Source organism: Planctobacterium sp. R6 (genome assembly GCF_055755215.1).
In genome coordinates this window covers 1-26,798 of record NZ_JBVTQY010000013.1, presented here as the reverse complement: position 1 = coordinate 26,798, position 26,798 = coordinate 1, and the positions used below count along the sequence as shown (strand labels likewise).

General features: G+C 47.3%; 28 protein-coding genes and 2 tRNA genes. 24 read left to right on the top strand and 6 right to left on the bottom strand.

The annotated features are described in order from the left end of the window. Positions 1 to 171: 171 nt before the first annotated feature. From trpA to AC0J20_RS10360, 6 genes are read right to left on the bottom strand one after another with little or no spacing between them, the layout of a single operon-like run. A complete protein-coding gene (gene trpA / locus AC0J20_RS10385) occupies positions 172 to 990 on the bottom strand; it encodes a tryptophan synthase subunit alpha (RefSeq protein WP_229528798.1) in 819 nt (272 codons plus the stop codon). After that, positions 990 to 2,183: a tryptophan synthase subunit beta gene (trpB, locus tag AC0J20_RS10380; RefSeq protein WP_473021606.1), complete on the bottom strand. Its 1,194-nt coding sequence runs from the start codon at positions 2,181 to 2,183 to the stop codon at positions 990 to 992. The genes trpA and trpB overlap by 1 nt, the downstream gene beginning before the upstream one ends. 24 nt (positions 2,184 to 2,207) lie before the next feature. Beyond that, a complete protein-coding gene (gene trpCF / locus AC0J20_RS10375; protein ID WP_473021605.1) occupies positions 2,208 to 3,590 on the bottom strand; it encodes a bifunctional indole-3-glycerol-phosphate synthase TrpC/phosphoribosylanthranilate isomerase TrpF in 1,383 nt (460 codons plus the stop codon). Positions 3,591 to 3,601: 11 nt separating this feature from the next. Continuing rightward, positions 3,602 to 4,645 (bottom strand): anthranilate phosphoribosyltransferase, encoded by a 1,044-nt coding sequence (gene trpD, locus AC0J20_RS10370; protein WP_473021604.1) that lies wholly within the window; start codon positions 4,643 to 4,645, stop codon positions 3,602 to 3,604. Positions 4,646 to 4,648: 3 nt separating this feature from the next. Further along, complete coding sequence (locus AC0J20_RS10365; RefSeq protein WP_473021603.1) at positions 4,649 to 5,260, bottom strand: anthranilate synthase component II; 612 nt, start codon at positions 5,258 to 5,260, stop codon at positions 4,649 to 4,651. A gap of 4 nt (positions 5,261 to 5,264) precedes the next feature. Beyond that, complete coding sequence (locus AC0J20_RS10360; protein WP_473021602.1) at positions 5,265 to 6,866, bottom strand: anthranilate synthase component 1; 1,602 nt, start codon at positions 6,864 to 6,866, stop codon at positions 5,265 to 5,267. A gap of 364 nt (positions 6,867 to 7,230) precedes the next feature. Between AC0J20_RS10360 and AC0J20_RS10355 the strand changes: the two genes are divergently transcribed. The 24 genes from AC0J20_RS10355 to AC0J20_RS10240 all read left to right on the top strand — a co-directional run bounded on the left by AC0J20_RS10355 (position 7,231) and on the right by AC0J20_RS10240 (position 26,797). Continuing rightward, positions 7,231 to 8,097 carry a PHP domain-containing protein gene (locus AC0J20_RS10355; RefSeq protein ID WP_473021601.1) on the top strand — a complete coding sequence of 289 codons (867 nt, stop codon included), beginning with the start codon at positions 7,231 to 7,233 and terminating at the stop codon, positions 8,095 to 8,097. After that, complete coding sequence (locus AC0J20_RS10350; protein WP_229528805.1) at positions 8,094 to 8,717, top strand: L-threonylcarbamoyladenylate synthase; 624 nt, start codon at positions 8,094 to 8,096, stop codon at positions 8,715 to 8,717. The genes AC0J20_RS10355 and AC0J20_RS10350 overlap by 4 nt, the downstream gene beginning before the upstream one ends. 1 nt (position 8,718) lies before the next feature. Further along, the gene (locus AC0J20_RS10345; RefSeq protein ID WP_473021600.1) at positions 8,719 to 9,564 is read left to right on the top strand and encodes a segregation and condensation protein A; all 846 of its coding nucleotides are present in this window, start codon (positions 8,719 to 8,721) and stop codon (positions 9,562 to 9,564) included. A 20-nt stretch (positions 9,565 to 9,584) separates the two neighbouring features. Then, positions 9,585 to 10,175: an SMC-Scp complex subunit ScpB gene (gene scpB / locus AC0J20_RS10340; protein ID WP_473021599.1), complete on the top strand. Its 591-nt coding sequence runs from the start codon at positions 9,585 to 9,587 to the stop codon at positions 10,173 to 10,175. 31 nt (positions 10,176 to 10,206) lie between these two features. After that, positions 10,207 to 11,064: a 23S rRNA pseudouridine(2605) synthase RluB gene (gene rluB / locus AC0J20_RS10335; RefSeq protein ID WP_473021598.1), complete on the top strand. Its 858-nt coding sequence runs from the start codon at positions 10,207 to 10,209 to the stop codon at positions 11,062 to 11,064. A gap of 81 nt (positions 11,065 to 11,145) precedes the next feature. After that, positions 11,146 to 12,207, top strand: a complete 1,062-nt coding sequence (locus AC0J20_RS10330) for an energy transducer TonB (protein WP_473021597.1) — start codon at positions 11,146 to 11,148, stop codon at positions 12,205 to 12,207. 221 nt (positions 12,208 to 12,428) lie between these two features. Further along, positions 12,429 to 13,217 (top strand): TRAP transporter TatT component family protein, encoded by a 789-nt coding sequence (locus AC0J20_RS10325; RefSeq protein ID WP_473021596.1) that lies wholly within the window; start codon positions 12,429 to 12,431, stop codon positions 13,215 to 13,217. Positions 13,218 to 13,234: 17 nt separating this feature from the next. Beyond that, on the top strand, positions 13,235 to 14,215 hold the full coding sequence (locus tag AC0J20_RS10320) for a TRAP transporter substrate-binding protein (protein WP_473021595.1): 981 nt from the start codon (positions 13,235 to 13,237) through the stop codon (positions 14,213 to 14,215). A gap of 49 nt (positions 14,216 to 14,264) precedes the next feature. Further along, positions 14,265 to 14,723, top strand: coding sequence for a TRAP transporter small permease (locus tag AC0J20_RS10315; protein ID WP_473021594.1), 459 nt, complete (start codon positions 14,265 to 14,267; stop codon positions 14,721 to 14,723). Beyond that, complete coding sequence (locus AC0J20_RS10310) at positions 14,720 to 16,003, top strand: TRAP transporter large permease (RefSeq protein WP_473021593.1); 1,284 nt, start codon at positions 14,720 to 14,722, stop codon at positions 16,001 to 16,003. The genes AC0J20_RS10315 and AC0J20_RS10310 overlap by 4 nt, the downstream gene beginning before the upstream one ends. Before the next feature lie 159 nt (positions 16,004 to 16,162). Beyond that, complete coding sequence (aspS, locus tag AC0J20_RS10305) at positions 16,163 to 17,926, top strand: aspartate--tRNA ligase (RefSeq protein WP_473021592.1); 1,764 nt, start codon at positions 16,163 to 16,165, stop codon at positions 17,924 to 17,926. Positions 17,927 to 17,929: 3 nt separating this feature from the next. Then, positions 17,930 to 18,388, top strand: coding sequence for a dihydroneopterin triphosphate diphosphatase (nudB, locus tag AC0J20_RS10300; RefSeq protein WP_473021591.1), 459 nt, complete (start codon positions 17,930 to 17,932; stop codon positions 18,386 to 18,388). A 36-nt stretch (positions 18,389 to 18,424) separates the two neighbouring features. Next, positions 18,425 to 18,946, top strand: coding sequence for a crossover junction endodeoxyribonuclease RuvC (gene ruvC / locus AC0J20_RS10295; RefSeq protein ID WP_229528816.1), 522 nt, complete (start codon positions 18,425 to 18,427; stop codon positions 18,944 to 18,946). Positions 18,947 to 19,000: 54 nt separating this feature from the next. Beyond that, positions 19,001 to 19,618 carry a Holliday junction branch migration protein RuvA gene (ruvA, locus tag AC0J20_RS10290; protein ID WP_229528817.1) on the top strand — a complete coding sequence of 206 codons (618 nt, stop codon included), beginning with the start codon at positions 19,001 to 19,003 and terminating at the stop codon, positions 19,616 to 19,618. Positions 19,619 to 19,639: 21 nt separating this feature from the next. Continuing rightward, positions 19,640 to 20,659, top strand: a complete 1,020-nt coding sequence (ruvB, locus tag AC0J20_RS10285; protein WP_229528818.1) for a Holliday junction branch migration DNA helicase RuvB — start codon at positions 19,640 to 19,642, stop codon at positions 20,657 to 20,659. Between the two features lie 675 nt (positions 20,660 to 21,334). Continuing rightward, positions 21,335 to 21,733 (top strand): tol-pal system-associated acyl-CoA thioesterase, encoded by a 399-nt coding sequence (gene ybgC / locus AC0J20_RS10280; RefSeq protein ID WP_229528819.1) that lies wholly within the window; start codon positions 21,335 to 21,337, stop codon positions 21,731 to 21,733. Further along, entirely contained in the window at positions 21,723 to 22,412 is a 690-nt protein-coding gene (gene tolQ, locus AC0J20_RS10275) for a protein TolQ (RefSeq protein WP_229528820.1), read from the top strand. The genes ybgC and tolQ overlap by 11 nt, the downstream gene beginning before the upstream one ends. A gap of 15 nt (positions 22,413 to 22,427) precedes the next feature. After that, positions 22,428 to 22,856, top strand: coding sequence for a protein TolR (gene tolR, locus AC0J20_RS10270; protein WP_473021590.1), 429 nt, complete (start codon positions 22,428 to 22,430; stop codon positions 22,854 to 22,856). After that, positions 22,853 to 23,725, top strand: a complete 873-nt coding sequence (tolA, locus tag AC0J20_RS10265; RefSeq protein WP_229528822.1) for a cell envelope integrity protein TolA — start codon at positions 22,853 to 22,855, stop codon at positions 23,723 to 23,725. Before tolR ends, tolA begins: the two co-directional genes overlap by 4 nt. A gap of 73 nt (positions 23,726 to 23,798) precedes the next feature. Beyond that, on the top strand, positions 23,799 to 25,127 hold the full coding sequence (gene tolB, locus AC0J20_RS10260; protein ID WP_473021649.1) for a Tol-Pal system beta propeller repeat protein TolB: 1,329 nt from the start codon (positions 23,799 to 23,801) through the stop codon (positions 25,125 to 25,127). Between the two features lie 43 nt (positions 25,128 to 25,170). Further along, entirely contained in the window at positions 25,171 to 25,722 is a 552-nt protein-coding gene (pal, locus tag AC0J20_RS10255; RefSeq protein ID WP_473021589.1) for a peptidoglycan-associated lipoprotein Pal, read from the top strand. Positions 25,723 to 25,727: 5 nt separating this feature from the next. Next, positions 25,728 to 26,474 (top strand): tol-pal system protein YbgF, encoded by a 747-nt coding sequence (gene ybgF, locus AC0J20_RS10250; RefSeq protein ID WP_229528825.1) that lies wholly within the window; start codon positions 25,728 to 25,730, stop codon positions 26,472 to 26,474. A 133-nt stretch (positions 26,475 to 26,607) separates the two neighbouring features. Further along, positions 26,608 to 26,683 (top strand) — tRNA-Lys (locus AC0J20_RS10245). Between the two features lie 38 nt (positions 26,684 to 26,721). Then, positions 26,722 to 26,797: transfer RNA gene (locus AC0J20_RS10240), tRNA-Lys, on the top strand. Position 26,798: the final 1 nt, after the last annotated feature.

Here is a 26,798-nt window from a genome sequence, read left to right as displayed (position 1 = left end):
GCGGTGAGGGTAATTTTGATACCAAACTATGGTATGGAATTTGTCTTTGTAAAACAAGAACTAATAGGGGGAAATGACTTGCCGGACACAGAGCCGGCAAGTCCGAAGCGTTCAATTAACGCTGTTCGAATGAGTTGTATAAACCTCGACCGCATTTACTTGGCGAGGGGATTATTTGTTGGTTGCGGCCTTCATCTCAGCAACAAAGTTTCTAAGTGCTGTCAGCATTGCCTGCTTATCGCCCAGATTGTCCTCAATAATTTTAACCGTCGCAGAGCCAGAAATGGCTCCGGCTGCGCCGGCACTGATGGCTTCTTTCACCTGTTCCGGCTTAGAAATGCCAAAGCCTAATAGCGGTGGGGCTACTTTCAGGGCACTTAGTCTGTCTACCAGTTCAGAGGCGGGCATTTCTGCTTTGGTTTCCGCCCCTGTTACCCCGGCACGACCCAGTAAATAGGTGTAGCCTTCACTGTGTTTTGCAATAGTGGCTAAGGTTTCTTCACTGGCGTTAGGTGGGGCGATAAGTATTTGCTGAATACCGGTGTTGTTGGCTGCCTGAATAAATGGCGCAGATTCCCGTACCGGAACATCGGCGATCAGAATGGAGTCCACCCCAGCGTCGGCTGCCTTTTGGTAGAATCCTTCGATGCTCTGTGCCAGTACCAGGTTGCTGTACAACAATAAACCAATGGGGACTTCTGGATGGCGCTCACGCACAGCTTTGATAATATCAAAACAGTCGTTGGGTGAAACACCTTCACCTAATGCTCTGATACTGGCCTTTTGAATAGTGGGACCATCAGCGATGGGATCAGAAAAGGGGATACCCAGTTCCAGCGCGTCTGCACCGCCGTCCACCAATGCACAAATAATATCAACACTGGTTTGTTTATCCGGATCGCCAATGGTGACGAATGGCACAAATGCACCCTGGTTTTTTTCTGCCAGAGCCTTGAATAAATTGTCGTAGCGTTGGGTTTTGTCAGCCATTATTTTGCCTCCTTGTTGCGAGCTTCCAGGATAGAGTGAACATGGGTCAGATCTTTATCTCCGCGACCGGAAAGGTTCACGACTATGATGGTTTCTTCTTCGGCTTCATCGGCCATGTTTAACGCATGTGCCAGCGCATGAGAAGATTCCAGAGCCGGAATAATGCCTTCTTTTTGCGCCAGGATCTGGAAGGCGTTCAGGGCTTCATCATCATCAATGGCCACGTATTCAGCGCGACCAGTAGCGTGTAAATGGGCGTGTTGTGGTCCAACTGCCGGATAATCCAGACCGGCAGAAACTGAATACGACTCTTCAATCTGACCTTCCTCGGTTTGCATAATGTAGCTGTAAGCACCGTGCAAAATACCTTTGCTGCCTGTCGCAATAGCCGCGCCGTGCTCTGCGGTGTGAATGCCTTTACCACCGGGTTCTACACCAATCAGGCGTACGCTGGGTTCCTCAATGAAATCGGCAAACATACCAATGGCGTTGGAGCCACCGCCGACACAGGCCACAACGGCATCCGGCAGGCGGCCTTCTTTTTCCATAATTTGCTTGCGAGTTTCTTCTCCGATCATACGATGAAACTCTCGCACAATGGTGGGGAACGGGTGTGGACCAGCTGCTGTGCCCAATAAGTAGTGGGCGTCGTTGTAGGTGGCAGACCAGTCGCGCATGGCTTCGTTTACGGCATCTTTCAGGGTGCCAGAACCGGCATTTACCGGAATCACCTCGGCCCCCATCAGGCGCATTCTGAATACGTTGGGTGCCTGGCGCTCTACGTCTTTTGCACCCATGTAAATTCGGGCCTTTAAGCCTAACAGAGCACATGCTAATGCTGTAGCTACACCGTGTTGACCGGCGCCGGTTTCAGCGATCACTTCGGTTTTACCCATGCGTTTGGTTAATAGCGCTTGTCCCAATACCTGATTGGTTTTGTGCGCACCACCGTGTAGCAAGTCTTCGCGTTTCAGGTACAGCTTAACCTTGGGGTTGCTGACCAGGTTGCGGGTCAAAAATAACGGAGTAGGGCGACCAGCATAGTCGGTTAGCAACTCATAAAATTGTTTTTGAAACTCGGGATCGGCCTGCGCCTCGATGAAAGCAGCTTCTAATTGATCTAACGCGGGGATCAGCAATTCGGGTACATACATACCACCAAAATCGCCAAATTTACTGTCTAATTTGTTCATAAGGTTTTAATACTCGGATTTAGCTTAATATTCTCGTAAGGCGGCAAAGGCCGCAGTTAATTTTTGGTGATCTTTGATGCCAGGTGCCGATTCCACACCGGAGTTGATATCAATCAGGTGTAATCCCTGAGCCACTGCACTTTTAATGTTGCCGGGGTTTATACCGCCTGCCAGCGCAAAACGATCGGTTTGTGTCAGGCTTTGTAACAGGTGCCAGGGAAATTGCTGCCCGGTACCGCCTGTTTCGTTGCCCACTTTGCAATCCAGCAGAAACAAATCCACCTGTTGTTCATGGAATTCCGGTAGGACATTTTCTACGCCTTTCGCTTTCCAAATGGCCGTGCTTTGCGGCAGTAAATGCCGTAATTCAGTGATGTAGTCCTGGTCTTCATGACCATGCAATTGCACTGCTTCCAGCTTGAGTTCTGTGGCCAGATTCGCTACGTCTTTGATATCAGCGTCAACAAACACGCCTACATAGTCAAACGGCTCCTGAGCCACTATTTGCTGTGCCGTTTGCTTATCAATGCAACGTTTGGATTTAGGTGCAAAGATGAGTCCCAGATAACTGGCTCCCAGCGATTTGGCTTTTGCTGCGTCTTCAACCCGGGTAATACCACAAACTTTGGTTTTGCCTAATACCAGGTTATTCACTGCCTGATTGAGATCCTGTTCAGCCATGAGCGAACTGCCCACCAAAAAGCCATCTACCAGTGGCGCCAGACGCAACACGTCCTGATGAGTATAAATACCAGATTCTGAGATGATCACTGCATCATAATCCAGTTGTTGCTTGATGAGTGGCACAAGGTGCTCAGTGGCCCCAAGGTCGGTACTTAAATCCCGCAAATTGCGGTTGTTAATGCCAATGATTTTAGCGCCCAATGCCACCGCTCGATGGGCCTCTTCTTGGTTACTGACTTCAGTCAGAATATCCAGCTGATACTGTTCAGCCAGGGTGGCTAACGCTTTGTAGCGCTCATCATCCAATACCGAAAGCATCAGCAAAATGGCATCGGCCTGATACTTTCTCGCCAGGTGCACCTGGTATTCGTCAATAAAAAAGTCTTTGTTGAGTACCGGCTGTGGCACCCGACTGGTGACATATTCAAGATACTCGTACTTGCCCTGAAAATACTTTTCATCGGTCAGTACTGAAATACCCGCCGCATGCGGGGTATAGGCTTGCAGGATCTCATCCAAATCGAATACTGGACGAATCAACCCCTTTGATGGCGAGGCTTTTTTACACTCCAGAATAAAGCCGGCATTAGGCTGTTTTAACGCCTCAAACAGGCTTTTCTGAGACGCGGTGAGTTGCGCTACAAATGATTCAAGCGGCAATTCAGCTTTGCACTGCTGTAATTCAACCTCTTTATCGGCGACGATTTTTTGTAATACATTCATCGTGTTTGCCATTACTCCACTGTGTCGTGCTGGATTTGATTGTGCTGGCTGATTTGTGCTGCCAGCTCGATGGTTTGTAAAGGCTTACCCTGTTGCATACTTTGCATGGCTAATTCAGCCCCTTGTGCAAAGCTTTGGGCGATACCGGCCAGTTTCAACAGGGCACCGGTATTGGCTGCAACCGCAGCCATGTGAGCTGGTTCGCCTTTGCCTTGTAATACGGCTTCAATCAGCTTTTTATTTTCTTCCGGTTCACCGCCTTTGATAGCCTCCAAAGGATAAGCCGGTAAATCAAAGTCTTTGGCGCTGATTTCACTGTAACTGATTTTGTCACCATGGATTTCGGCCACTTTACTGGTGCCATGCAGGGCGATTTCATCCAGGCCGTCACCGTGTACCACCATGGCATTTTGATATCCCAGTAATTGCAACGTTTCGGCATAAGGCGAAATTAATTCCGGGCTGTAAACGCCAATCATAATGTGACTGGGTTTAGCCGGATTCGCCAATGGCCCTAATAAATTAAATAAAGTGCGGGTTTTCAGGGTGGTGCGCACGTTCATGGCGTAACGCACACCGGCGTGGTAATTCGGCGCAAACAGAAAGCATAAGCCACTGTCATCCAGACACTGACGCGCTGTTTTTGCCGTCATGGTGAGATCTAAACCGAATTCGCGAAATAAATCTGCCGAACCGGATTTGCTGGACACACTGCGATTGCCATGTTTAGCCACGGGTAATCCACAACTGGCCGCAACAATTGCCGATGCCGATGAGATATTAATGGTGTTATGACCATCGCCACCTGTGCCAACAATATCGGCAAAAGCATATTCCGGACGAGGGAAAGGCGCTGCATTTTCTATCATGGCACCAGCGGCACCGGCGATTTCTTCCGGGGTTTCACCTTTGATTTTTAATCCGGTCAGCATTGAAGACAAAATGATGTCGTCTAAATCACCCTGCATCACCGCATTAAAAAAGCACTGGCTTTCTCTTTGGCTTAAATCCGCTTGTGCGTAAATCTTTTCCAGTAACGCATGTATATCCGCCATGGTTTATGCTCCGCTAAAATTATTGGTGAGGTATAAAATACTTTGTTTAAGCAGTTTACTACCCTGAGAAGTTAAAATGGATTCCGGATGAAATTGCATCCCCAGCATCTTGTCGGACTCATGCCATACCGCCATGATAATATCTTTGCCATCTTCTGGCTCGTATCGGGCAATACACTGCAACTCTTCTGGCATGTTTTCCGCTACCAATGAATGATAGCGCGCAACAGGGAAAGGGTTGGGTAAATCGGCAAACATTTTATCGCCGCAGTGATTGATGAAAGAGGATTTGCCGTGCAGCACTTCCGGCGCTCTGACAATTTCACCGCCGTAATGCTGCACTATGGCCTGATGACCCAGGCAAATACCCAAAATCGGGAATTTACCCTGGACTAATGCAATGAGTTCTAACATACAGCCGGCGCTAGCCGGGTTACCCGGTCCGGGGGATAACAACAGCAGGGTGTCAGGGCCTAATTCCTGCATTTTATTCAGTACGTGTTCGGCCGGTACGTTGTTGCGAAATACGGTCAGAGACATACCCGCTGCCCTGAGTTCATCCACCAGGTTATAAGTAAACGAATCAAAGTTATCCAATAAAACGACGTTTGACATGGTGCTATCCCTCTACCGTTAATGATTGGTTGGCTTGTTGAATGGCGCTGATAACGGCCTGAGCTTTACCGCGTGTTTCATCGGCTTCAGATTGGGGATCTGAGTCGTAAACGACACCGGCACCTGCCTGTACATAGGCGGTCTGATTTTTGACGTAGGCAGAACGTATCACGATACAGGTATCCATATCTCCGTGACCATTGATATAACCCACCGCACCTCCGTAGCTTCCACGACGCTTTTGTTCAACTTCGCGGATCAGGGTAGCGGCTTTCACTTTCGGAGCGCCCACCAGGGTGCCCATATTCATACAAGCCTGGTAGGCATGTAGACAGTCCAGGTCTTCCCGAAGTTGTCCTACTACACGGGATACCAGATGCATCACATGAGAATATCTGTCCACTTTTAACAGGTCTTTGACGTGACGTGTGCCGGGAGTGGATACCCGGGCGATATCGTTACGCGCCAGGTCCACTAGCATTAAGTGTTCGGATTTTTCTTTATCGTCTTCCCGCAAGGTTAGTTCTATGCGGCTATCCAGGTCGTGATCGATGCTGCCGTCTTCGCGCTTACCTCTGGGGCGGGTACCGGCGATGGGGTAAACCTCTACTACATTGTTATCTTTTTGATATTTCAGGGCGGATTCCGGGCTGGCACCAAAAATCACAAAATCGCTGTCCTGAATGTAGAACATATAAGGGCTGGGATTACTTTGTTTTAATTTGCGGTAGGCGAGATAGGGAGAAGGGCAGTGCAATGAGAAAGTTCGGGAGGGAACCACCTGGAAAATATCACCTGCCAGGATATTTTCTTTCAGGTTTCGCACATGCTGGCAATACACCTCATCAGATTGGTTAACCCGCAATGTATTATCGATTTGGCTAATCTGCTCATCCGACTCCGCTGTGGTAGAACTCTGCAGTTGTTGTTTCAAAAACTCAATGCGCTGGCTTAACTGAAAATAGGATTGCGCCACCTGTTCACCACTAAACACACTGCCCAGAATGCGTGAGGTTTGTTGCTGGTGGTCGATGGTGATCAGGGTTTCAGCCAGATAAAATACATAGTCAGGGCAATCGTTGTCGCCTTCATCCACCTGAGGTAAGTTTTCAAAGGTGGCTAATAAGTCATAGGCAAAGGTACCACCCACAAAAATTGCCATTGGATGGGAGCTTAAGGCTTCCAGTTGACGTTGTAAGATACGCAAAACGTCAAACACCGAAGCGGATTTAAGTCTGGCATCTTCATCCAGTATGCTTTCAGTGCCGGAGAACGCAACGTTTAATACCCGATTGTCCAGAGTGCAATTTGCACCCTGCAACAACAGCAACTGATTGTGTAAAAAGCTCAATACCGGCACACCGTTGTCGCTAAGCACTTCCACAGATACCCTGTTGCCCTGACAGGTGAGTTTCACGGCGGCATCTACCATAATCAAACTGTTGGTGCTGTTCTTGCTGTCTATTTCCGCCGATTCCAACAGCATGCAATTAGACTGTTTGGCGCACAGGCTGATAAAGGTATCCAGTGGATCGTGAATATAGGGGCATTCACTCTCTATTGTGGCAACCTTTCCCGGTTGCTCGCTTAATTCTGCCAGACTCATGTTGTTCTCTATATTTTCCAGGGATAAAAACTAAAAAACCCGCTCTTGGAGCGGGTTTTTCACAAATTTCAGCAATGCAAAAAGGTCACAACCCGCGATATGTCAGGACGTGCCACCACCAGATTGTTTTTACTGTTACGTTTTGCATTGCTTTTAAATCTTATAATTTATGAATAATTCTGTCTGATTACTGCTTACAAAGTCGCGTCTGGTTATGTTTTATGCAGACTTTCTTTTGGTGAATACTTTGTTTGCCGTTATGATATATAGAAGAAAACAAAATGGGTTTTATGTCAAGCAGGAATTTGCCGCTTTTTACTCGTGCCTGTCTGCAAACATCTTGTCCCCACACCAGATTATTTGAATGAAAATCGATTTACACTGCCACACTTACTACTCTGATGGTCAACTCAGTCCGGAAGAATTGATCCTGCGTGCTCACAATATGCAACTGGATGCATTGGCAATTACTGACCATGACACCGTTGCTGCACTGGATGAAGCCATGGCGTTTCAGGCGCAGCAAAAACGGGCACTAAAAATTATTCCCGGGATAGAATTATCCACTGGTTGGCATGGATTCGATATTCATATTTTGGGTTTAAATGTGAACCGTGAAGATACTGTGTTCAGACAGCGTTTGGAGCAGCAAGCTGCGGCACGGCAGGAGCGTGCTTTGGCCATTGCTGAAAAGCTGGCTAAATGTGGGCTTGATGACGTTTATGATGCGGCCTGTCGTTATGCCGGAAAAGGGCAAATCACCCGTGCTCATTTTGCCAGAGTGATGGTGGAAAAGGGCCATGTACACAATTTTGATGCCGCCTTTAAAAAGTATTTAGGGAAGGGCAAGCGGGCTCATGTCAGCCCCAGGTGGATCACTATCGACGAGGCCATTCAGTGGATTCAGGAAGCCGGAGGCAGTGCCGTATTGGCGCATCCGGGTCATTATGATCTCAGCGGCAAATGGCTCAGACGCCTGATTGTCTACTTTAAACAGGCCGGCGGAGATGGCATGGAAGTATGCCACCCTCATTTGCCGCCAGACAGGCAGCGTCAGATGGCCACCTATGCACAGGAATATCAGTTGTTGGCTTCTGCCGGTTCTGATTTTCACGCACCTGGACGTTGGACTGAGCTGGGGCGACACTTAAACATTCCAGCACACCTGACGCCGGTTTGGCATAACTGGTCTTCTATAACCAACGATAACAACAAAGAAGTATTATCATGAGCCAATTTTTTTACATTCACCCGGATAATCCGCAGGCCAGACTGGTACGCCAGGCCTGTGAGTTGATCAAAGACGGTGAAGTCATCGTCTACCCAACCGATTCCGGCTACTCACTGGGTTGTCAGTTGGACAATAAAAACGCCCTGGAACAAATTTGCCGCATTCGTGATATTGGTAAAAATCATAACTTTACGCTGATGTGTCGTGATATGTCGGAGCTGTCCCTGTACGCCAGGGTGGATAACGAAGCGTTTCGCATCATTAAAAACAACACGCCGGGTCCCTATACTTTTATCCTAAAAGCCACGAAAGATGTGCCCAAACGGGTACTGAATCCCAAGAAGAAAACCATTGGAATCCGGGTGCCGGACAATGCGATTGCTCTGGCGATTCTGGAAGAGCTGGGCGAACCCCTGATGTCCACCACCCTGATATTGCCCGGCAAGCAAATGGCCGAATCGGACCCTGATGAAATTCGCGATAAGTTAGAAAAGCTGGTGGGACTGATTGTGCACGGCGGCTATCTGGGTGAACAGCCAACAACGGTAGTGGATATGTCGGAAGGCAATATTGAACTGGTCCGCGAAGGAAGCGGTGATCTGACGAAATTGGGATTCTAAGTTGAGCGAAGAAGTTCAGGAGTCAGGCTCCGAACAAATTACCCAGCAACAGCCATTGCCCTTAGCCTTTATCAATGGCGAAGCGTTGTTGGATAAACCGGAGGATTTATACATTCCTCCGGATGCACTTGAAGTGATTCTGGAGGCTTTTGAGGGGCCGCTGGATTTGCTCTTGTATTTGATCCGGAAGCAACGCTTTGATGTGGTGAACCTGCCCATTTTGCAGATCACACAACAGTACATGGAGTATGTTGAGGTGATGAAAGATATTAAACTGGAATTAGCCGCAGAGTATCTGGTAATGGCGGCCATTCTGGCAGAAATCAAAAGCCGCTTGCTGCTTCCTAAAATTATTAATGACGATGATGAAGAAGAAGATCCTCGCGCAGAATTAGTACGTCGTTTGCGGGAATATGAATTGATAAAGCGGGCTGCTGAAGAACTGGATGGCATTCCGCGTATGGAGCGTGATTTCCGGCGAGCCAAAGCCATGGCTGATGAAGCCTGTGAGCCGCTTAAAATTTTGCCAGACGTCAGCCTGCAGGAGCTGGTATATAGCTTTCAGTCAGCATTGCAACGCGCGGCCGCCTTTGAACATCATCAAATCGAACGCGAAGCCTTATCCACTCGGGAACGCATGAGCCAGATTTTAGATATGGTAACGGAGCACAGCTACACCGGGTTTGAAGCGTTCTTTAGCGCTGAAGAAGGCAAAGCCGGCGTGGTGGTGACGTTCCTGGCGATCCTCGAACTGGTAAAAGAAAAAATGTTGATGGTGCAACAACAGGAACCCTATGGTCTGATTCATGTTAAACTGTACAATGATGACGAATATTCCGACAGCTGACAGAAAAACGAAATAAGCACGTGGCAAAGGTTAAAAAGGCACAGTTAAAACAGATTATCGAAGCCGCTATTTTTGTGGCCGATAAACCGGTAACCCATGAGTTGCTGCAGGAGTCGATACTGGCTGAATTTGAGCTGTCGAAAAAATACCTGACGCAGTTGCTCAATGAGCTGGAAAAGGACTACGCTGACAAAGGTATCCATTTGGTTAAGTTGGCCTCCGGTTATCGCTTTCAGTCTGACGCCAGTTTAAACCCCTGGGTGGGGCGATTGTGGCAGGAGCAGGTGCCGCGTTATTCACGTGCCTTGTTGGAAACACTGAGCCTGATTGCCTATCGACAGCCCATTACCCGGGGTGAAATAGAGCAGGTGCGCGGTGTCAGTGTCAGTTCCAATATCATCAAAACGTTGATGGAACGCGACTGGATTAAAACCGTTGGCCATAAAGAAGTCCCTGGCAGACCGGCGTTGTATGCCACTACCAGTGAATTTTTGGATTATTTTGGTTTACAGACACTGGCAGAACTGCCATCTGTTGCTTTATTTGAAGAGCATCAGAAACACGATAATCAACCGCTTTTCCCTGACGAACCCGTCCGGGAAGAAGCCTGATACACTAATTATTATTGAGAAATAACAAAGCATGAGTGATAAATTACAGAAAGTGCTGGCTAACGCTGGTATTGGCTCCCGCAGAGAAATGGAGCGTTGGATTGAAGCCGGTCGCATCTCCGTGAATGGCACAATTGCCACGTTGGGAGCCCGCGTTGAAAGCAACGATGACATCCGGGTGGATGGTGAACCGTTGAGACAAAATCCGGCCGAAACCTTTTGTCGGGTGTTAATGTATAACAAGCCTGAAGGTGAGATTTGTAGCCGTAAAGACCCCGAAGGCCGAACCACCGTTTTTGAGCGTCTACCCAATATTGCTGTAGGACGCTGGATTTCCATTGGCCGTCTGGATATTAACACCAGTGGCTTATTGCTGTTCACCAATGATGGTGAGTTAGCTAACAGGCTTATGCATCCCCGTCATGTGGTAGAGCGCGAATATGCAGTCAGAGTATTTGGCGAAGTGGATGACGCTATGCTGCGCACTGTAAAAAAAGGTGTGATGCTGGAAGATGGCGAGGCCAAATTTTTAGATGTTAAACGACGCAATCCGGAAGATACCGGCCACAATCAGTGGTTTAGTGTCACTATCGCCGAAGGTCGCAATCGCGAAGTGCGCCGAATCTGGGAGTCTCAAGGCGTTCAGGTGAGTCGCCTGGTACGCACTCGTTATGGCAGCGTTGAACTGAACAAGCGCTTGCCGCAAGGTGCCTGGGTCGAAATGGAGTTAAAGGACATCAACAAGTTGCGCAGCAGTGTGCAATTGCCGCCTGAAACCGAAACCAAAATCAAAAAGGAACAAGGCAAACTGGATCATGTTCGCCTGTCGCGCATGCGTCGCTCTATTCAAAAGCACAAGACCCGCAACGTTAAGAAAAAGTCTTCCTGAGAATTGACATCCCGGCCGGTGGCCGGGTAATTTATTCCCGGCAAACTTAATTTCTCTGCTATAGCTATAAAGGATTACTCAATGAAAAATGGATTTATGAAATTCAGGTTATTACCGCTGGCCTTATCCCTGGCACTGGGCAGTGCTTCATCATTTGCTGACAATAACGATTCAGGTGATATGTCACTGGCTACCTTAATCAATGCTGAGCCAGTGGATCGCGCCGTTCCCAAGTATCCCAAAATGGCCGCCCGCAAAGGTCAGGAAGGCTGGGTTCGCGTCAGTTTTGTGGTGGATGAAGACGGCAATGTTCAGGATCCCATTGTTCACGACTCTTCTGGCATTAAAGCTTTTGAAAAAGCCGCAATTAAGGCGGTAAAAAAGTGGAAGTACAGTCCGGCGAGTTTTGATGGGGAGCCGGTGGAACAGTGTGACTCTAAAGTGCAACTGGACTTTAAACTCTATAATTCTCAAAAAGGCGTAACCCGCACTTTTCGCAGTCAATACCAGGCACTTAAAGATGCCATTGTTTCCGGCGATGAAGCACAAGCGGACAGGTTGTTTGCTGAGTTTACCGATGAGGCGCATCACAATTTTGCTGAAACAGTTCACGCCGCTGTGGTTTCCGCCATGTATTACGAAGCAAAGCATGAGCTACCGGCCCTCAAAAGGGAACTGCAGACTGTCGCCAACAACGGCCACGGTTATCTTGGGGATGAAACTTACATTACCATGACCGGTAAATTACTCCTGCTGTTGATCGAGCAAAACAGGATCTCCGACGTCTATGAATTGGCTGAAAAGGTTAATGAAACTGTAAGCCCGGATGCTGAGGGGCTGGCAGCCATCAATGACCTGGTGGCAAAAGTAAAGCATTTCGTGGCGACGCAGGATGCCATTTATGTCGAAGGTAAAATTTCAGAGAACCAAGCCTGGTATCATCAATTGTTACTAAATAAATTTGATTTAGTTTCCAAAGGTGCCGCCTTTGAACGCATTGAAATTCGTTGCAAAAACAAACGCTCAACGTATGGTGGCATTAAGCAGCAAGGCTTTGTTATTCCTGAATCCTGGGGGCAATGTCATATCTATATCGATGCCCCCGGTGGTACCGAGTTTTCGCTTGTGGAATACCCATCTTAATGCTCCGATGACTTAAGTAATAAGACCATCGTATACTTCAACAAAAGCGCACTTGATGGTACAGTGCGCCTGCATTTTTAAGGCCTTCCGATCACCAGGTGTGGCTGTTTTAACTTTGACGGTTCAAAAGTAAATATATGTTTTACAAAGGTTACTTTTCGCTTTACGGCGTTCTTGCGCTGCTGGTAACAACGCTCCTGATGTCTGGATGCTCCTCTGTTATGTCGGAAGCTTCACGCGACCTGGCGCAAAAACTACAAACAACCATGTCCAATCACAATGATCCGCAATTAATTAAAGCTGCGCTACCCGGTTATATGTTGATGCTGGAGAGCTTTATAGATGAAGAAGAACCCGATACCGACATGCTGCTGGCTGCGGCAGAAATGTATATCGCCTACAGTGGCGCATTTGTTGAGGATATTGACCGGCAGAAAAAGTTATCCGAGCGGGGATTTGACTACGCAAAACTCGCTGTTTGTCAGCACAATGAAGAGTTTTGTGAGCTAAAATCTAGCGATTATGCCGGTTTTTTAACGCTACTTGAGCAGGTGGAAGAAGACGACGTTGCCGTTTTGGCCACTTTCGGCGTTGCCTGGGGAAACTGGCTAAAGGCCAACAGTGACGACTTTAATGCGATAGCGGATCTTCCGAAAGTTACCCGATTAATGGAACGTCTGGTGGCCATCGAAGATGATTTCCAGCAGGGTAACGGGCATTTGTACCTGGGATTAATCCATTCTTTGACTCCGCCCGCAGTAGGTGGCAAACCAGAACTCGCTAAGCTGCACTTTGAGCGCGCAATTGAGTTGTCTGAAGGGAAGAACCTGATGGTCAAAGTCACTTACGCGCAACAATATGCCCGTATGATGTTTGACCAGGAATTGCATGACCAACTTCTCAATGAGGTGCTGGCTGCAGATCCGGTGGTACCTGATTTAACTTTAAACAATACACTGGCGCAGCAAGCTGCGCAGCAATTGCTGGCCAGTGCAGAAGATTACTTTTAACTATGAGCAATTTCCCAATGTTATTCAGAGTTCTGATTATTTGTTTATCTGTGCTGTCTGTGTCCGTTTCGGCAGCCACATTAAAAATAGCCACTTTGTCGCCGGAAGGCTCTGCCTGGATGCAGAAGTTTCGCAAAGCTGCTGCTGACATTAAATCGCAGACAGACGGGCGGGTAAAAATTAAGTTCTACCCAGGCGGCGTCATGGGCGACGATGAAGCCGTACTGAAGAAAATTAAAATCAGACAATTGCATGGGGGCGCCATGACGGGCGGCTCGTTAGCGCGTTATTATACGGATAGTCAGGTATATTCATTGCCCCTCAAATTTGACAGCCTGGGTCAGGTTAGTCAGGTGCGGGAAGCAATAGACGCCGAAATATTGCAGGGTTATGAAGACGGTGGCTTTGTTTCATTTGGACTGGCTGGTGGCGGATTCGCCTACATCATGTCACAAAAGCCCATTGCTCACCCTGAAGATTTGCGCGGTACCAAAAGTTGGGCACCTAATGCCGATCCTGCCACAGTCGTCGCATTTGATACCTTTTCAATTTCGCCAATCCCCTTGGGCATTGGCGATGTACTGGCGGGGTTGCAGACGGGGTTGATCGATACTGTTGCCACTTCTCCGGTGGCGGCGATCACACTGCAGTGGCACACACAGATAAAGCATGTAACTAAAGTGCCGTTGATTTACCTGTATGCGGTGATGGCAGTACAGAAAAAAGCCTTTGATAAACTCAAAACCGAAGATCAGCTAATTGTACGCAAGGTATTTTCTCAGGCGTTTGTCGAACTGGATAAAGAAAGTGAAAAAGACAATGAAAAGGCGCTGGCAGCGCTGGCAGGCCAGGGGATCAATATTATAACTCCTGACGCTGAGCAACTTGCTGCCTGGAAAGCGCTGGGGAATAAAGCGGCCCAGGCGATGATAGCGCAGGGGGCTGTCTCGCAGCCAATGGTGAACAAACTGGAAAGCTTACTAGCGGACGCTGAATAGTGTGATGAAACCAAAAAAAGGGAAGTTTCCAGCGGTTACACGGTTGCTTATGGCATTGGAACAAGCGATTGTGGTGATGCTGTTTTTCTCGTTGCTGGGATTGACGCTGACGCAAATCCTGTTGCGCAACATCTTTGATTCGGGATTGGTGTGGGCCGACGATGCCATCAAAGTCCTGGTTTTGTGGGTGGCAATGACCGGTGCGTTATATGCAACCCGAGGTGCCCGGCATATCAGTATTGATGTCGTCACCCGATTCTTACCACTGGCGTCTGCCCGGTTAATTCGACGTTCTTTATTCCTGTTAACCGCCGCGATATGTGTGACTGCGGCCTGGTCCAGTTTTCAGTTTGTTCTGCTGGAACTGGAAGACCCAACTCCTGCCTTTTTACAGGTACCCACCTGGTTCACACAGGCTATTATCCCGTTGGTTCTCAGTCTGATGGCATTGCGATTTGTGTGGGTCAGTATATTTCTGCCCGAAGAAATTGAACCGGAGCATTCATGATTTTATTAATGATGGCACTGGTGGTGGCTATGCTCCTGATGGGCATGCCTTTGTTTGCCGGTATTCTGGCTATTGCTATGTTGGGGTTTTATGCGGTAGAGATTGATCTTATGGTGATCGCCATAGATATGTACCGTATTACAGAAACACCTCTTATCGAAGCCATCCCACTGTTTACCTTTGCCGGATATTTATTAAGTGCCAGTCAAAGTTCAAAACGTCTGGTTAAACTAACCCAGGCCATTTTGGGCTGGATACCCGGTGGTCTGGCGATAGTCGCCTTTATCACCTGTGCGTTGTTTACCGCTTTTACCGGGGCATCCGGTGTCACCATCGTGGCGCTTGGTGCTTTATTGTATCCGGCTTTACAACAGGCAGGCTATCAACAAAAGTTTAGTCTCGGTCTGGTAACTACCTCAGGCAGCCTGGGGTTACTATTTCCGCCTTCGTTACCTTTAATTTTGTTCGGTGTAATTGCGCTGCAACTGGATATGCCGGTATCCATGACCATCGAAGATTTGCTGGTGGCAGGGTTGTTGCCGGGCCTGCTGATGATCGCCATGCTGTCGCTTTGGAGTATGTGGATGCAGCGGGGCAATCGCATTGCGCGTCAGGCGTTCTCATTTCAGGAACTTTGCGCAGCGATTAAAGAATCAAAATGGGAAATTCCGTTGCCAGTGGTACTGCTAGGCGGAATATATTCAGGCTTGTTTGCGCTGTCAGAGGCTGCGGTAGTTACCGTGGTTTATCTGTTGATTGTGCAGGTACTGATTTATCGCGATATAGCCATTAAAAAACTGCCTGGTCTGATTTGCGAATCTATGGTGATGGTGGGTGGAATTCTGATTATTCTCACCGCGTCATTGGTGTTAACCAGCTATTTTATTGAAATCGAAGCGCCTACCCGATTGTTTGACTGGGTTAGCCAACAAATTGAGAGTCCGCTTAGCTTTTTGATTACTCTGAATGTATTTTTGTTGGTGCTCGGCGCCTTTCTGGACATATTCTCTGCCATTGTGATTATGGTGCCGTTACTTTTGCCAATCGCGGTTTCCTTTGGCATTCACCCGGTGCATTTAGGGGTTATCTTTCTGGCAAACATGCAGATTGGCTATCTGACCCCGCCGGTGGGGATGAATTTGTTTATCGCCAGTTACCGGTTTGGCAAACCCATCACCGAAATTTACAAAGCAACACTGGGCTTTATGGCCGTTTTATTGCTCTCATTGTTGATTATCACTTACTGGCCTGCCTTGTCACTGTTATTTATTAGCGATTAATGCGCAGACGCCTGATTTCTATGCTGTGCTGTGGCACGCTTTAGTTTATAATCCTCTGATTTTTGGCCCGACTGCTTTTGCCGGGTCGCTTTTTGATATGGCGTTGCCAGTTACAGCAACGCCGGTTGCCATCAAATATTAAGAAATAAAGGTTTTTTAATGCGCACGAATTATTGCGGAAACATAGATGCAAGTTATGTAGGCCAGACTGTTACCTTGTGTGGCTGGGTGAATCGCAGACGGGATCTGGGAGGCGTTATTTTCCTTGATCTTCGCGACAGAGAAGGGATAGTCCAGGTGGTTTATGATCCCGATTTGCCAGAATTGTTTGATACCGCCAATTCATTGCGTCAGGAATTTTGTGTAAAAATCGAAGGTCTGGTCAGAGCACGCCCTGAAGGCCAGGTTAACAAGCATATGCGCACCGGTGAAATTGAAATTCTGGGTAAAGGCCTGGAAATTTTAAGTAAATCCGATGTACTGCCATTAGACTTTAATCAGGAAAACTCTGAAGAGCAGCGCCTGCGCTATCGCTATCTGGACCTGCGTCGTCCGGAGATGTCTGAAAAGATTAAGTTTCGCGCCAAAGTCACCAGCGCGGTACGCAATTTTCTGGATAAAAATGGCTTTTTGGATATTGAAACCCCAATCCTGACCAAAGCGACACCGGAAGGTGCCCGTGATTACCTGGTACCCAGCCGTACCCACAAAGGCCAGTTTTTTGCTCTGCCTCAGTCTCCACAGTTGTTTAAGCAATTACTGATGATGTCAGGCATGGACCGTTACTATCAGATCGTAAAATGCTTCCGTGACGAAGATTTGCGTGCTGACCGACAACCTGAATTCACTCAGATAGATATTGAAACTACCTTTATGGATGCCGACGGTGTGATGGCGGTAACCGAAGAGATGGTGCGTGGTTTGTTTAAAGACTTACTCGGCGTGGAGTTTGGGGAATTTCCTAAAATGTCCTATGCCGAGGCCATGCAGCGCTACGGCAGTGATAAGCCTGATTTGCGTAATCCACTGGAAATTGTGGACGTTGCTGACCTGCTGAAAGACGTGGATTTCAAGGTGTTTAGTGGCCCGGCCAACGATCCTAAAGGACGTGTTGCCGTGATTCGGGTACCAGGCGGTGCCAGCCTGTCCCGTAAGAACATTGACGAATACGGCAAGTTTGTGGGTATTTACGGTGCCAAGGGCCTGGCCTGGTTAAAAGTTAATGATAAGTCCGCTGGTATGGACGGCTTACAATCACCTATTCTGAAATTCTTGCAGGAAGAAGTAGCCACAGGCCTATTGGAGCGCACAGGCGCTGAAACTGGTGACATCCTGTTATTCGGTGCTGATAGCTATACCGTAGTGTGCGAAGCGTTAGGGGCTTTACGCCTCAAGTTAGGCAATGATTTGTCATTGTTGCAAGGCGACTGGCGTCCACTGTGGGTGGTTGACTTCCCCATGTTTGAAGAAGTCGACGGTCAGTTCCACGCATTACATCATCCTTTTACTGCACCGCGTAATATGACGCCAGAGGAACTGGCACAGTCACCAGGCACGGCATTGTCTGATGCCTACGATATGGTGTTAAACGGTGTTGAATTAGGTGGTGGTTCGGTACGTATCCACAATCAGACAATGCAACAACAGGTGTTTTCAATTCTGGGCATTGATGAGCAGGAAGCCAGAGAGAAATTTGGCTTCTTATTAGACGCCTTAAAGTTTGGTGCGCCACCGCACGCTGGTTTAGCCTTTGGTTTAGATCGCATGGTAATGTTGATGACAGGTTCCGATTCTATTCGCGATGTTATGGCATTCCCGAAAACCACTACCGCGGCCTGTCCGTTAACCGACGCCCCCGGATTTGCAAATCCACAACAGTTGCAGGAACTGGCGATAGCTTCGATTGCCAAAGAAAACGACTAAGCCATGAACTATAAAAGACCCGAATCTGTGCTCGTGATGATTTATGATCATCTGGGCCAGGTTCTGGTACTGCAGCGCAAAGACGATCCTGAGTTTTGGCAGTCAGTGACCGGTACTATTGAAGCGGATGAATTGCCCATCGAAACGGCAATTCGGGAAGTGCTGGAAGAAACCGGCATTGATATTGTGACCAGTGGTTATGACTTGGTGGATACCCGGGTTATTAATCAATACCAGATTCGTCCGGAATGGCGTTACAAGTACCCACCAGGTGAGTTCACAAATACTGAATATGTGTTCAGTGTTTGTGTTGACAGTGCGCTGCCTCTCACGTTAACCGAACACCTGGCGCACCTTTGGATCACGCCAGAGCAGGCGCAACATAAAGTCTGGTCTCAAAGTAACAAAGACGCCATTGCAAGACACTTCTCGATTGTTGTACCTTCAGAACAACCACAATAAACGGAGCCTCGTCATGTTGGCGCAGGCAAAATCAATTTGGCTATTATTTTAGGTATTGATCCCGGGTCCAGGGTGACGGGCTTTGGCATCATAGAACAACGCGCAAACCGTACCAGCTACGTGGGTAGTGGCTGTATCAGAGTGCAGGGGGAAGATTTAGCCGGCAGACTGGAACAGATCTTTGCCGGAATCACCCAGGTTATTGAACAATACCAGCCGCAACAATTTGCGATTGAACAGGTGTTTATGGCCAAAAATCCGGATTCAGCCCTGAAGCTGGGACAGGCCCGTGGCGCAGCTATTGTTGCAGCTACGCAAAAGCAGCTACCGGTGAGTGAATATTCCGCACGTCAGATAAAACAATCTGTGGTGGGTAAAGGCAGCGCCGAAAAAGCCCAGGTGCAGCATATGGTCATGCATTTGCTTTCGCTTAATAAAAAGCCACAATCCGATGCTGCAGACGCCCTGGCTGTGGCCATGTGTCATCTGCATACTCAACAAAATTTAATCAAACTGGCTGGCCAGGCCTCTAAAACAGTAAGGGGCCGCTTGCGCTAACAGTATTAATACTGTATAAAAAAACAGTTTCAAAGTGAATGAAAGAGGAACTGCATGATTGGCCGTATTCGAGGCAAACTGGTTGAAAAGTTACCACCAGAGGTATTGATTGATGTATCTGGTGTCGGTTATGAAATCCAGATGCCAATGACCAGCCTGTATCAATTGCCGGAATTAGGTGCTGAAGTGATTGTCTATACGCACTTTGTGGTTCGTGAAGATGCGCAACTGTTATTTGGCTTCGCTGATCGTCAGGAGCGGGCATTGTTTCGGGAGCTTATTAAAGCAAACGGGGTCGGACCGAAAATGGCATTGACTATTATGTCAGGCATGACTGCTGCACAATTTGCGCAGGTGGTAAACCAGGGGGATGTCTCATCGCTGGTTAAACTTCCCGGTGTAGGGAAAAAGACAGCTGAGCGATTGTTGGTTGAAATGAAAGACCGACTTAAAACCGTATTTGGTGATGTGGATGCCATGACGATTACGCCAGTGGATATTGGCGAAGTGGCGGTGGCCAGCACTGCTGGTAGTGCCAGAGACGAAGCCATGAGCGCCTTACTGGCTCTGGGCTACAAACCGCCACAGGCGGAGAAAATGCTGAAGACAGTGTTTAATGATGCTGCTTCGGCAGAAGAGTTAATTCGCGATGCACTTAAAAGCGTCGCTTAACGGCCAGGACCACAACGATTTATGATTGAAGCTGATCGCATTATTTCCAGCGATGTACGGAACGACGAAGAAGCCGTTGATCGCGCTATCAGACCAAAAATGCTGGCGGATTACACCGGACAGGATCACGTCTGTGCCCAGATGGAAATTTTTATTCAGGCGGCGAGGCAAAGACAGGACGCCCTGGATCATCTGTTGATTTTTGGCCCACCCGGATTAGGTAAAACCACCCTGGCTAATATTGTCGCCAACGAACTGGATGTAAACATAAAAACGACGTCGGGCCCGGTGTTAGAGAAAGCCGGTGATTTGGCGGCTATGTTAACCAATCTGGAAGCTCACGATGTTTTGTTCATTGATGAAATCCATCGTCTGAGTCCTGTGGTGGAAGAAGTACTCTATCCGGCAATGGAAGATTATCAACTGGATATTATGATTGGCGAAGGCCCCGCAGCGCGTTCTATTAAGTTAGATTTACCGCCATTTACCCTCATCGGCGCGACAACTCGGGCAGGGTCATTAACGTCGCCACTGCGGGACCGATTTGGCATTGTTCAGCGCCTGGAGTTTTATAACGTCAAAGACCTGGCCTGTATTGTGGCCAGGTCCGCGCGCTATTTGAATATGGATTTGAGCGAAGCCGGTGCATTTGAAATCGCAGCGCGTTCGCGCGGTACCCCCAGAATTGCCAACCGGTTATTGCGTCGGGTGCGTGATTATTCCGATGTTAAGGGCAATGGTGTCGTAGATAAAGATATTGCGTCAAAAGCCCTTGATATGTTGAATGTTGACGTGGAGGGGTTTGACTACATGGACAGAAAGTTACTAACTGCGATATTGGAGAAATTTTCAGGCGGGCCAGTGGGCTTAGACAATTTAGCCGCTGCAATTGGCGAAGCCAAAGATACAATCGAAGATGTGATAGAGCCCTTTTTGATCCAGCAAGGATTCCTGCAACGCACCCCCCGTGGCCGAATTGCCACACAGCGCACATTCACCCATTTTGGATTGAGCTACGAAAATCCAGAGCAAGGCCGGTAAAACACGAAAGTAATTTTTGCTGGTGGCAGAAAGAAAAATGCCCGCTAAAAAGCGGGCGAAAACAACAAGTGTTGAAGGAAAATAAATCCAAGGAACATATCCATGAGAATCAAGTTTTGAAGAACTGCTGTGCAAATTTAAACAGTTGCTTGCCTCTCTGAAGATGCGAGCATTGTACCTTGCTGCACTTTTCCTTCAACTGAAATAAATTAATACTTCAGATTAGATTAACTAATGTTAAAAAATGGTTAAAGATTTTTTGATTTGACTCATATTTAAACAAAAATAAAATAAAACCTATATAAAACAATGTTGTATATCTTTTTGAATAAAACCATCCTGTTATTAATTTAAGTTTTGCTGCGGCTTTTTTGGTGAGGTATTGGTGTTGCTTGCAGTGATCATGGATTTTGTATCAAAATTTAAATAATAAAAATCCTCGTTATTACAGCATTCTAAGCTATTAATTATTTAATGTTTGTTAAAAGAATAATAAAAACAGTAGGATAGGGTGTTATTTCGGGGTTTTTAGTTGTTTGGACTGATTCTACTTCAATGGTTATTAAAATAAGGCCTTTTACCAGAATGAATCCTGGCTGAACGGATTCCCAACCAAATGTGCTATCTTACATGCAGCAGGAATTTAGCCATTTCAAACGCGCAATGAGGAATAAGATGCACAATTGGCAAATCAGAGTCTATTACGAAGATACTGATGCTGGAGGTATTGTTTATTACGCCAACTATTTAAAGTTTATGGAACGTGCCAGAACGGAGTGGTTGCGCAGTTTAGGCATAGAACAAACTGATTTATTGCAACAATCTGTCGGTTTTGTTGTCAGACACGTGGAAATGGAAAATATACAAGCCGCCAGGTTTAATGATTTGTTGTGTATTTCCAGTCAAATTGTAGAATTAAAACGAGCCAGTTTAGTGTTCCAACAGGAAATACGAAATCAAAGCAATAATAAGCTGGTCAGTGCGTTAATTAGAGTAGCTTGCGTAGATCTAAATAAAATGAAACCGCTGGCTATTCCAAAATCAATTTTAGGGGAACTTTCTCGTGTCGTCTGAGCTATCCTTTTTCGACCTGTTTTGGCAGGCCAGTATCTTAGTACAGTTGGTAATGTTAACCCTGTTAATTACTTCGGTGGTTTCCTGGGCATTTATTTTTCAACGCAATAAGGCGTTATCGCAGGCCAGCAAAGAGATTAAAAAGTTTGAAGATCGCTTCTGGTCGGGGGCAGATCTGAACCGTCTTTATCAGGAACTCTCAGCGAGACAATCCATTGGCGGGCTGGCCAGTTTGTTCTGCGCTGGTTTTAAAGAATTTGTTCGCTTGAGTAAGAGCTCAACAACACATCCGGATGCCATCATGGATGGTACTCACAGAGCGATGCGTGTGTCATTGTCCCGGGAAGTAGACAATCTTGAAAGCCATTTGCCCTTTCTTGCTACCGCAGGATCTATCAGCCCTTATATAGGCCTGTTTGGCACGGTTTGGGGGATCATGAATTCATTCATCGCGTTAGGTGGACAACACCAGGCAACATTGGCCATGGTGGCTCCGGGTATCGCGGAAGCACTGATTGCAACTGCGATGGGATTGTTTGCCGCCATACCCGCGGTTATCGCTTACAACCGCTTTAGTCATCAGGTTGAAAAGCTGGAAAACAACTACGCTAATTTTATGGAAGAATTTTCCAGTATTTTACACCGACAGGCTTTGGCGAATAGCCGCGAAGAGCAATAAAGACAGGAGCGACGCATGGTTGTTTACGTCAGAAAGCGCAGACGTCCGGTCTCTGAAATCAATGTAGTCCCATACATTGATGTGATGCTGGTATTGCTCATTATCTTTATGGTGACAGCGCCACTGGTTACTCAGGGGGTAAAAGTTGATTTACCCAAAGCTGAAGCTGAACCTTTGAAAGAAGACACAAAACCTCCCTTGATTGCGTCTGTTGATGCCGAGGGGAAATATTATCTCAATGTCGGGGATACCCAAAAAGACCCCATGAGTGCTGAGGATTTAGCGGTACTGGTGGCAAAGCATCTGCAGAAAGAGCCCGGAACTCCTGTAGTGGTAAAAGGTGATGGTAATGTCCCCTACAATAATGTGATCCAGCTAATGGTGCTGTTGCAACGAGCCGGTGCGCCATCGGTTGGGCTGATGACTGACATGCCTGAACAATGAAATTTATTGAGCATCCCGTCGGGAAATCCGTTGCGTTACATTTTATGTTGGGGGCCGTACTGGTCACCAGCGTGCACTTTTCGCCGACACCCGATGTGCCTCAGTTGAACGCGTCAGTGCAGCCCATTGAGGCCGTGGTGGTAGACGCTGCAGCAATAAACAAGCAATTGCAAAAAATAGAAGATGAAAAACGTGAAAAGCAGGATGCTGAGCGGCGCAAAAAAGAAGAACAGGAACGCCGAATTCGGGAACGGGAAGAAGAAGTTCGGCGGGCAGAGCAGGCCGCAGCAGAAGCGCGGCGCAAAAAGAAGGAAGAGGAGCAACGCGCTGCTGAAGAGGCCAGACAACGAAAAATTGCTGAGCAGGAAAAGGCCAGGCGTCTGAAAGAAGAGCGGGAAAAGAAAGAGCGAGATCGAAAAGAAGCTGAGCGCAAAAAAGCCGAAGAAGCAAAAAAACAAAAAGAAGCAGAAGAGCGGGCCAAAGAGGAAGCCAGGCGCAAAGAACAGGAAGCGCTTGAAATGGCAGAGCAGGAACGCATATTAGAAGAGCAACTGAAAGCAGAACAAGCGGCCAGAAATGCGCGTAAACAACGCCAGGTGCTGTCAGAAATAGGAAAGTATACCGCGTTAATTGAGCAAACTATCAAACGCAACTGGATCGTGGACCCTTCGATGAAAGGTAAGTCTTGTCGCCTGAACATACGTCTGGCTTCGAGCGGCCTGGTAATACAGGTGACCCAATTAGCGGGGGATGCTAATGTATGCCGGTCAGCGCAATCTGCGGTGTTAAAAGCGGAAACCTTGCCGGTTTCATCCGATCCCGACGTGTTTGCGGAAATGAAAGAAATTAATTTAACATTAAAACCCTAATGGTGTTTAAGTACATATGACAATAATTAAATCGATTCAAGCGCTAAAAAACCGACTCAAAATATACAGCTTAATGCTGTTTATACTTGCTGCTGGCAAAGCTAATGCTGCGCTGGAAATCGTCATAACTGAAGGGATCGATTCCGCTCGTCCGGTGGGTATCGTTCCTTTTAAATGGAAGGGCGAGGGGCTTATGCCCGGCACTTTGGCCGATGTTATTTCTGCTGACCTGATGCGCAGCGGTAAATTTAATCCGCTGTCGCAGCAAGATATGCCACAGTTTCCCACAGCTGATGCCGAAGTTGATTACACAGCCTGGGCGTCTAAAGGTGTCGAAGTGATCCTTGTGGGTACGGTGGAGCCTTATTCACTGGACCGCTACCTGGTTAGCTTCGAACTTATTGATGTGATCCGCGGTCAAATTACCGGTGGTAATGCCCGGGTGTTGAGTGCCGGCAAACTGGTAGATTCACAAGATCACATTTTAGATACACGTCAGATTGTGGTGGATGGCAATAAGTTCCGGCGTCATGCCCATTACATCAGTGATGTTATTTATGAAGAATTAACTGGTATTAAAGGTGCCTTTCGGACCCGAATCGCTTATGTGACGGTTAATATTAAAGAAGGCAACAAAACGCCTTACCAGTTAGTTGTGGCTGATTATGACGGTGAAAATGAAAATGTTTTACTTAAATCTCCTGAGCCATTGATGTCTCCGGGCTGGTCACCAGACGGAAACAAGTTGGCGTATGTCAGTTTTGAGAATCGTCGTCCGCAAATTTTTATGCAGGATATTTACACGCGAAGCCGCACCAGACTGACGGATTTTGAAGGGATTAATGGTTCTCCGGTGTTTTCGCCTGATGGTCGGCAAATCGCTATGGTGCTGTCAAAAGATGGCAACGCAGAAATCTATTTATTGGATATTGCAAGTAGAGAAACCCGCAGATTGACCCGTAACAGGTATATAGATACAGAACCAAGTTGGACTCCGGATGGAAAAAGCATCATATTTACCTCAGAACGGGGTGGTAAACCTCAGATTTATCGCGTAAATTTAGCATCTGGTAAAGTTCGTAGAATAACTTTCGAAGGTGAAATGAATCTCGGCGGTACTGTGACCCCTGACGGCAATGAGCTGGTTATGGTAAACCGGACGAGAGGCGACTATCATATCGCCAGACAAGATTTTAAAACCAGTACAATGCAAGTTTTAACGAAGACTTATCTGGATGAGTCTCCGAGCATTGCACCTAATGGAGCTATGATCATATACAGTACGTTACATCAAGGTCAGCAAGTGTTGTCGTTGGTGTCGCTGGATGGTCGATTTAAAGCAAGAATACCTGCAGTAGAAGGCGAGGTGAAATCTCCAAGCTGGTCACCCTTTCTACTGTAGAACAATTTGTTAATAAGATTCATAAATAATAAGGATCAAGAGGATGCAACTAAATAAAATCATGAAAGGAGTGTTCATCGCTCTGCCAATCGTTACGCTTATGGCCTGTTCATCTAGCCCGAGCTCTTCTGATGCTGAAAAAGCGAGAAACGAGTCTGCTGCGAGTTCACAGACCTCTGGTTCAGAAAATACCGGTGTTGAAATTGGCACCGTAGCACAAGAAAAATCGCCTGAAGAAATTCGTCAGGAGCAAAAAGAAGCTCTGATGCGCAACCAGATTGTGTATTTTGACTTCGACCGTTCAAGTGTCAGCAGTGAGTTTTACAGCCTGTTGAATGAGCACGCTGAGTTCCTACGTAACAATCCTTCTCAGCGCGTTACTATCGAAGGCCATTGTGACAAGCGTGGTACACCTGAGTACAACATTGCGCTGGGTGAGCGTCGTGCTAAGTCTATCGAGACATTCATGCAAAATGCGGGTGTGAGCGCTTCACAGATTTCTGTCGTATCTTACGGAGAAGAGAAACCTGTCGCTATGGGTGATACAGAACGCGCTTTCAAACAAAACCGTAGAGCAGTTCTGGTATACAACTAAGCTGAATGTTAATGAAACTTAACAAGCTAGTTGGTTGTACTCTGGTGTTGTGGGGAGCCAATGCGGCTGCCCAGGCACCAGTAGAAAACCTGAACTCAAAAAGCCTTCAGGAAAGGCTCACCATCCTCGAACGGACTATTTCGGCACGTAACGATGCTCAGCAAGTGATTCAGACCCAGTTGGATGAAATGCAATTGGAGGTCAACGAGTTACGTGGTGCAGTAGAGTTACACACCCACAAGTTAGAACAGATTTTACAACGGCAGCGAGAGCTATATCTGGAAATAGACCGGCGGGTTGAGTCTCTGGCTCAAAGCCCGGCCAGCGAACCTGCGGTCCCGGAAACGGTGGTAGATGAAACTCAGCTTGAGTCACAAATGTATGATGGTGCCGTTAACCTAATCCTCAAAGAAAAGAAATACGACGAAGCCATTCCTGAGTTTCGTGCGTTTTTGAAGAGCTACCCGCAATCAGAATACGCACCCAATGCACATTATTGGTTAGGGCAGTTATTGTTCAATAAGCGTGAATTTGGCGATGCTGAGCAACACTTTGAACAGGTTGTTAAGTTTTATCCAGATTCAGGAAAGCGTGCAGATTCGTTGCTGAAACTCGGTGTGATTGCCCAACGGCGTTCTAATATCGCCAAAGCCACTCAGTTATTTGAGCAGGTGATTGCCGAATATCCCGATGCGTCGGAAAAACGCCTTGCGGAAACGCGCCTTAAAAATATCAGAGACGGTGCGAATTAGTGATGTAAATATGGTCGAACTGTGGAGATATTCACCGTTCGATCATGTTTCTGCAATATTTGTGAAATTTCTCCTTGCACCTCGCTAAGATTTCAGTATTATACGCGTCCGTCGCCGAGAGGCACATGAAGAAGGGTCGTTAGCTCAGTTGGTAGAGCAGTTGACTTTTAATCAATTGGTCGCTGGTTCGAATCCAGCACGACCCACCACTTCTTCTGCAAAATCTATCTAAAACAATCTGATATGTGGGTCGTTAGCTCAGTTGGTAGAGCAGTTGACTTTTAATCAATTGGTCGCTGGTTCGAATCCAGCACGACCCACCAC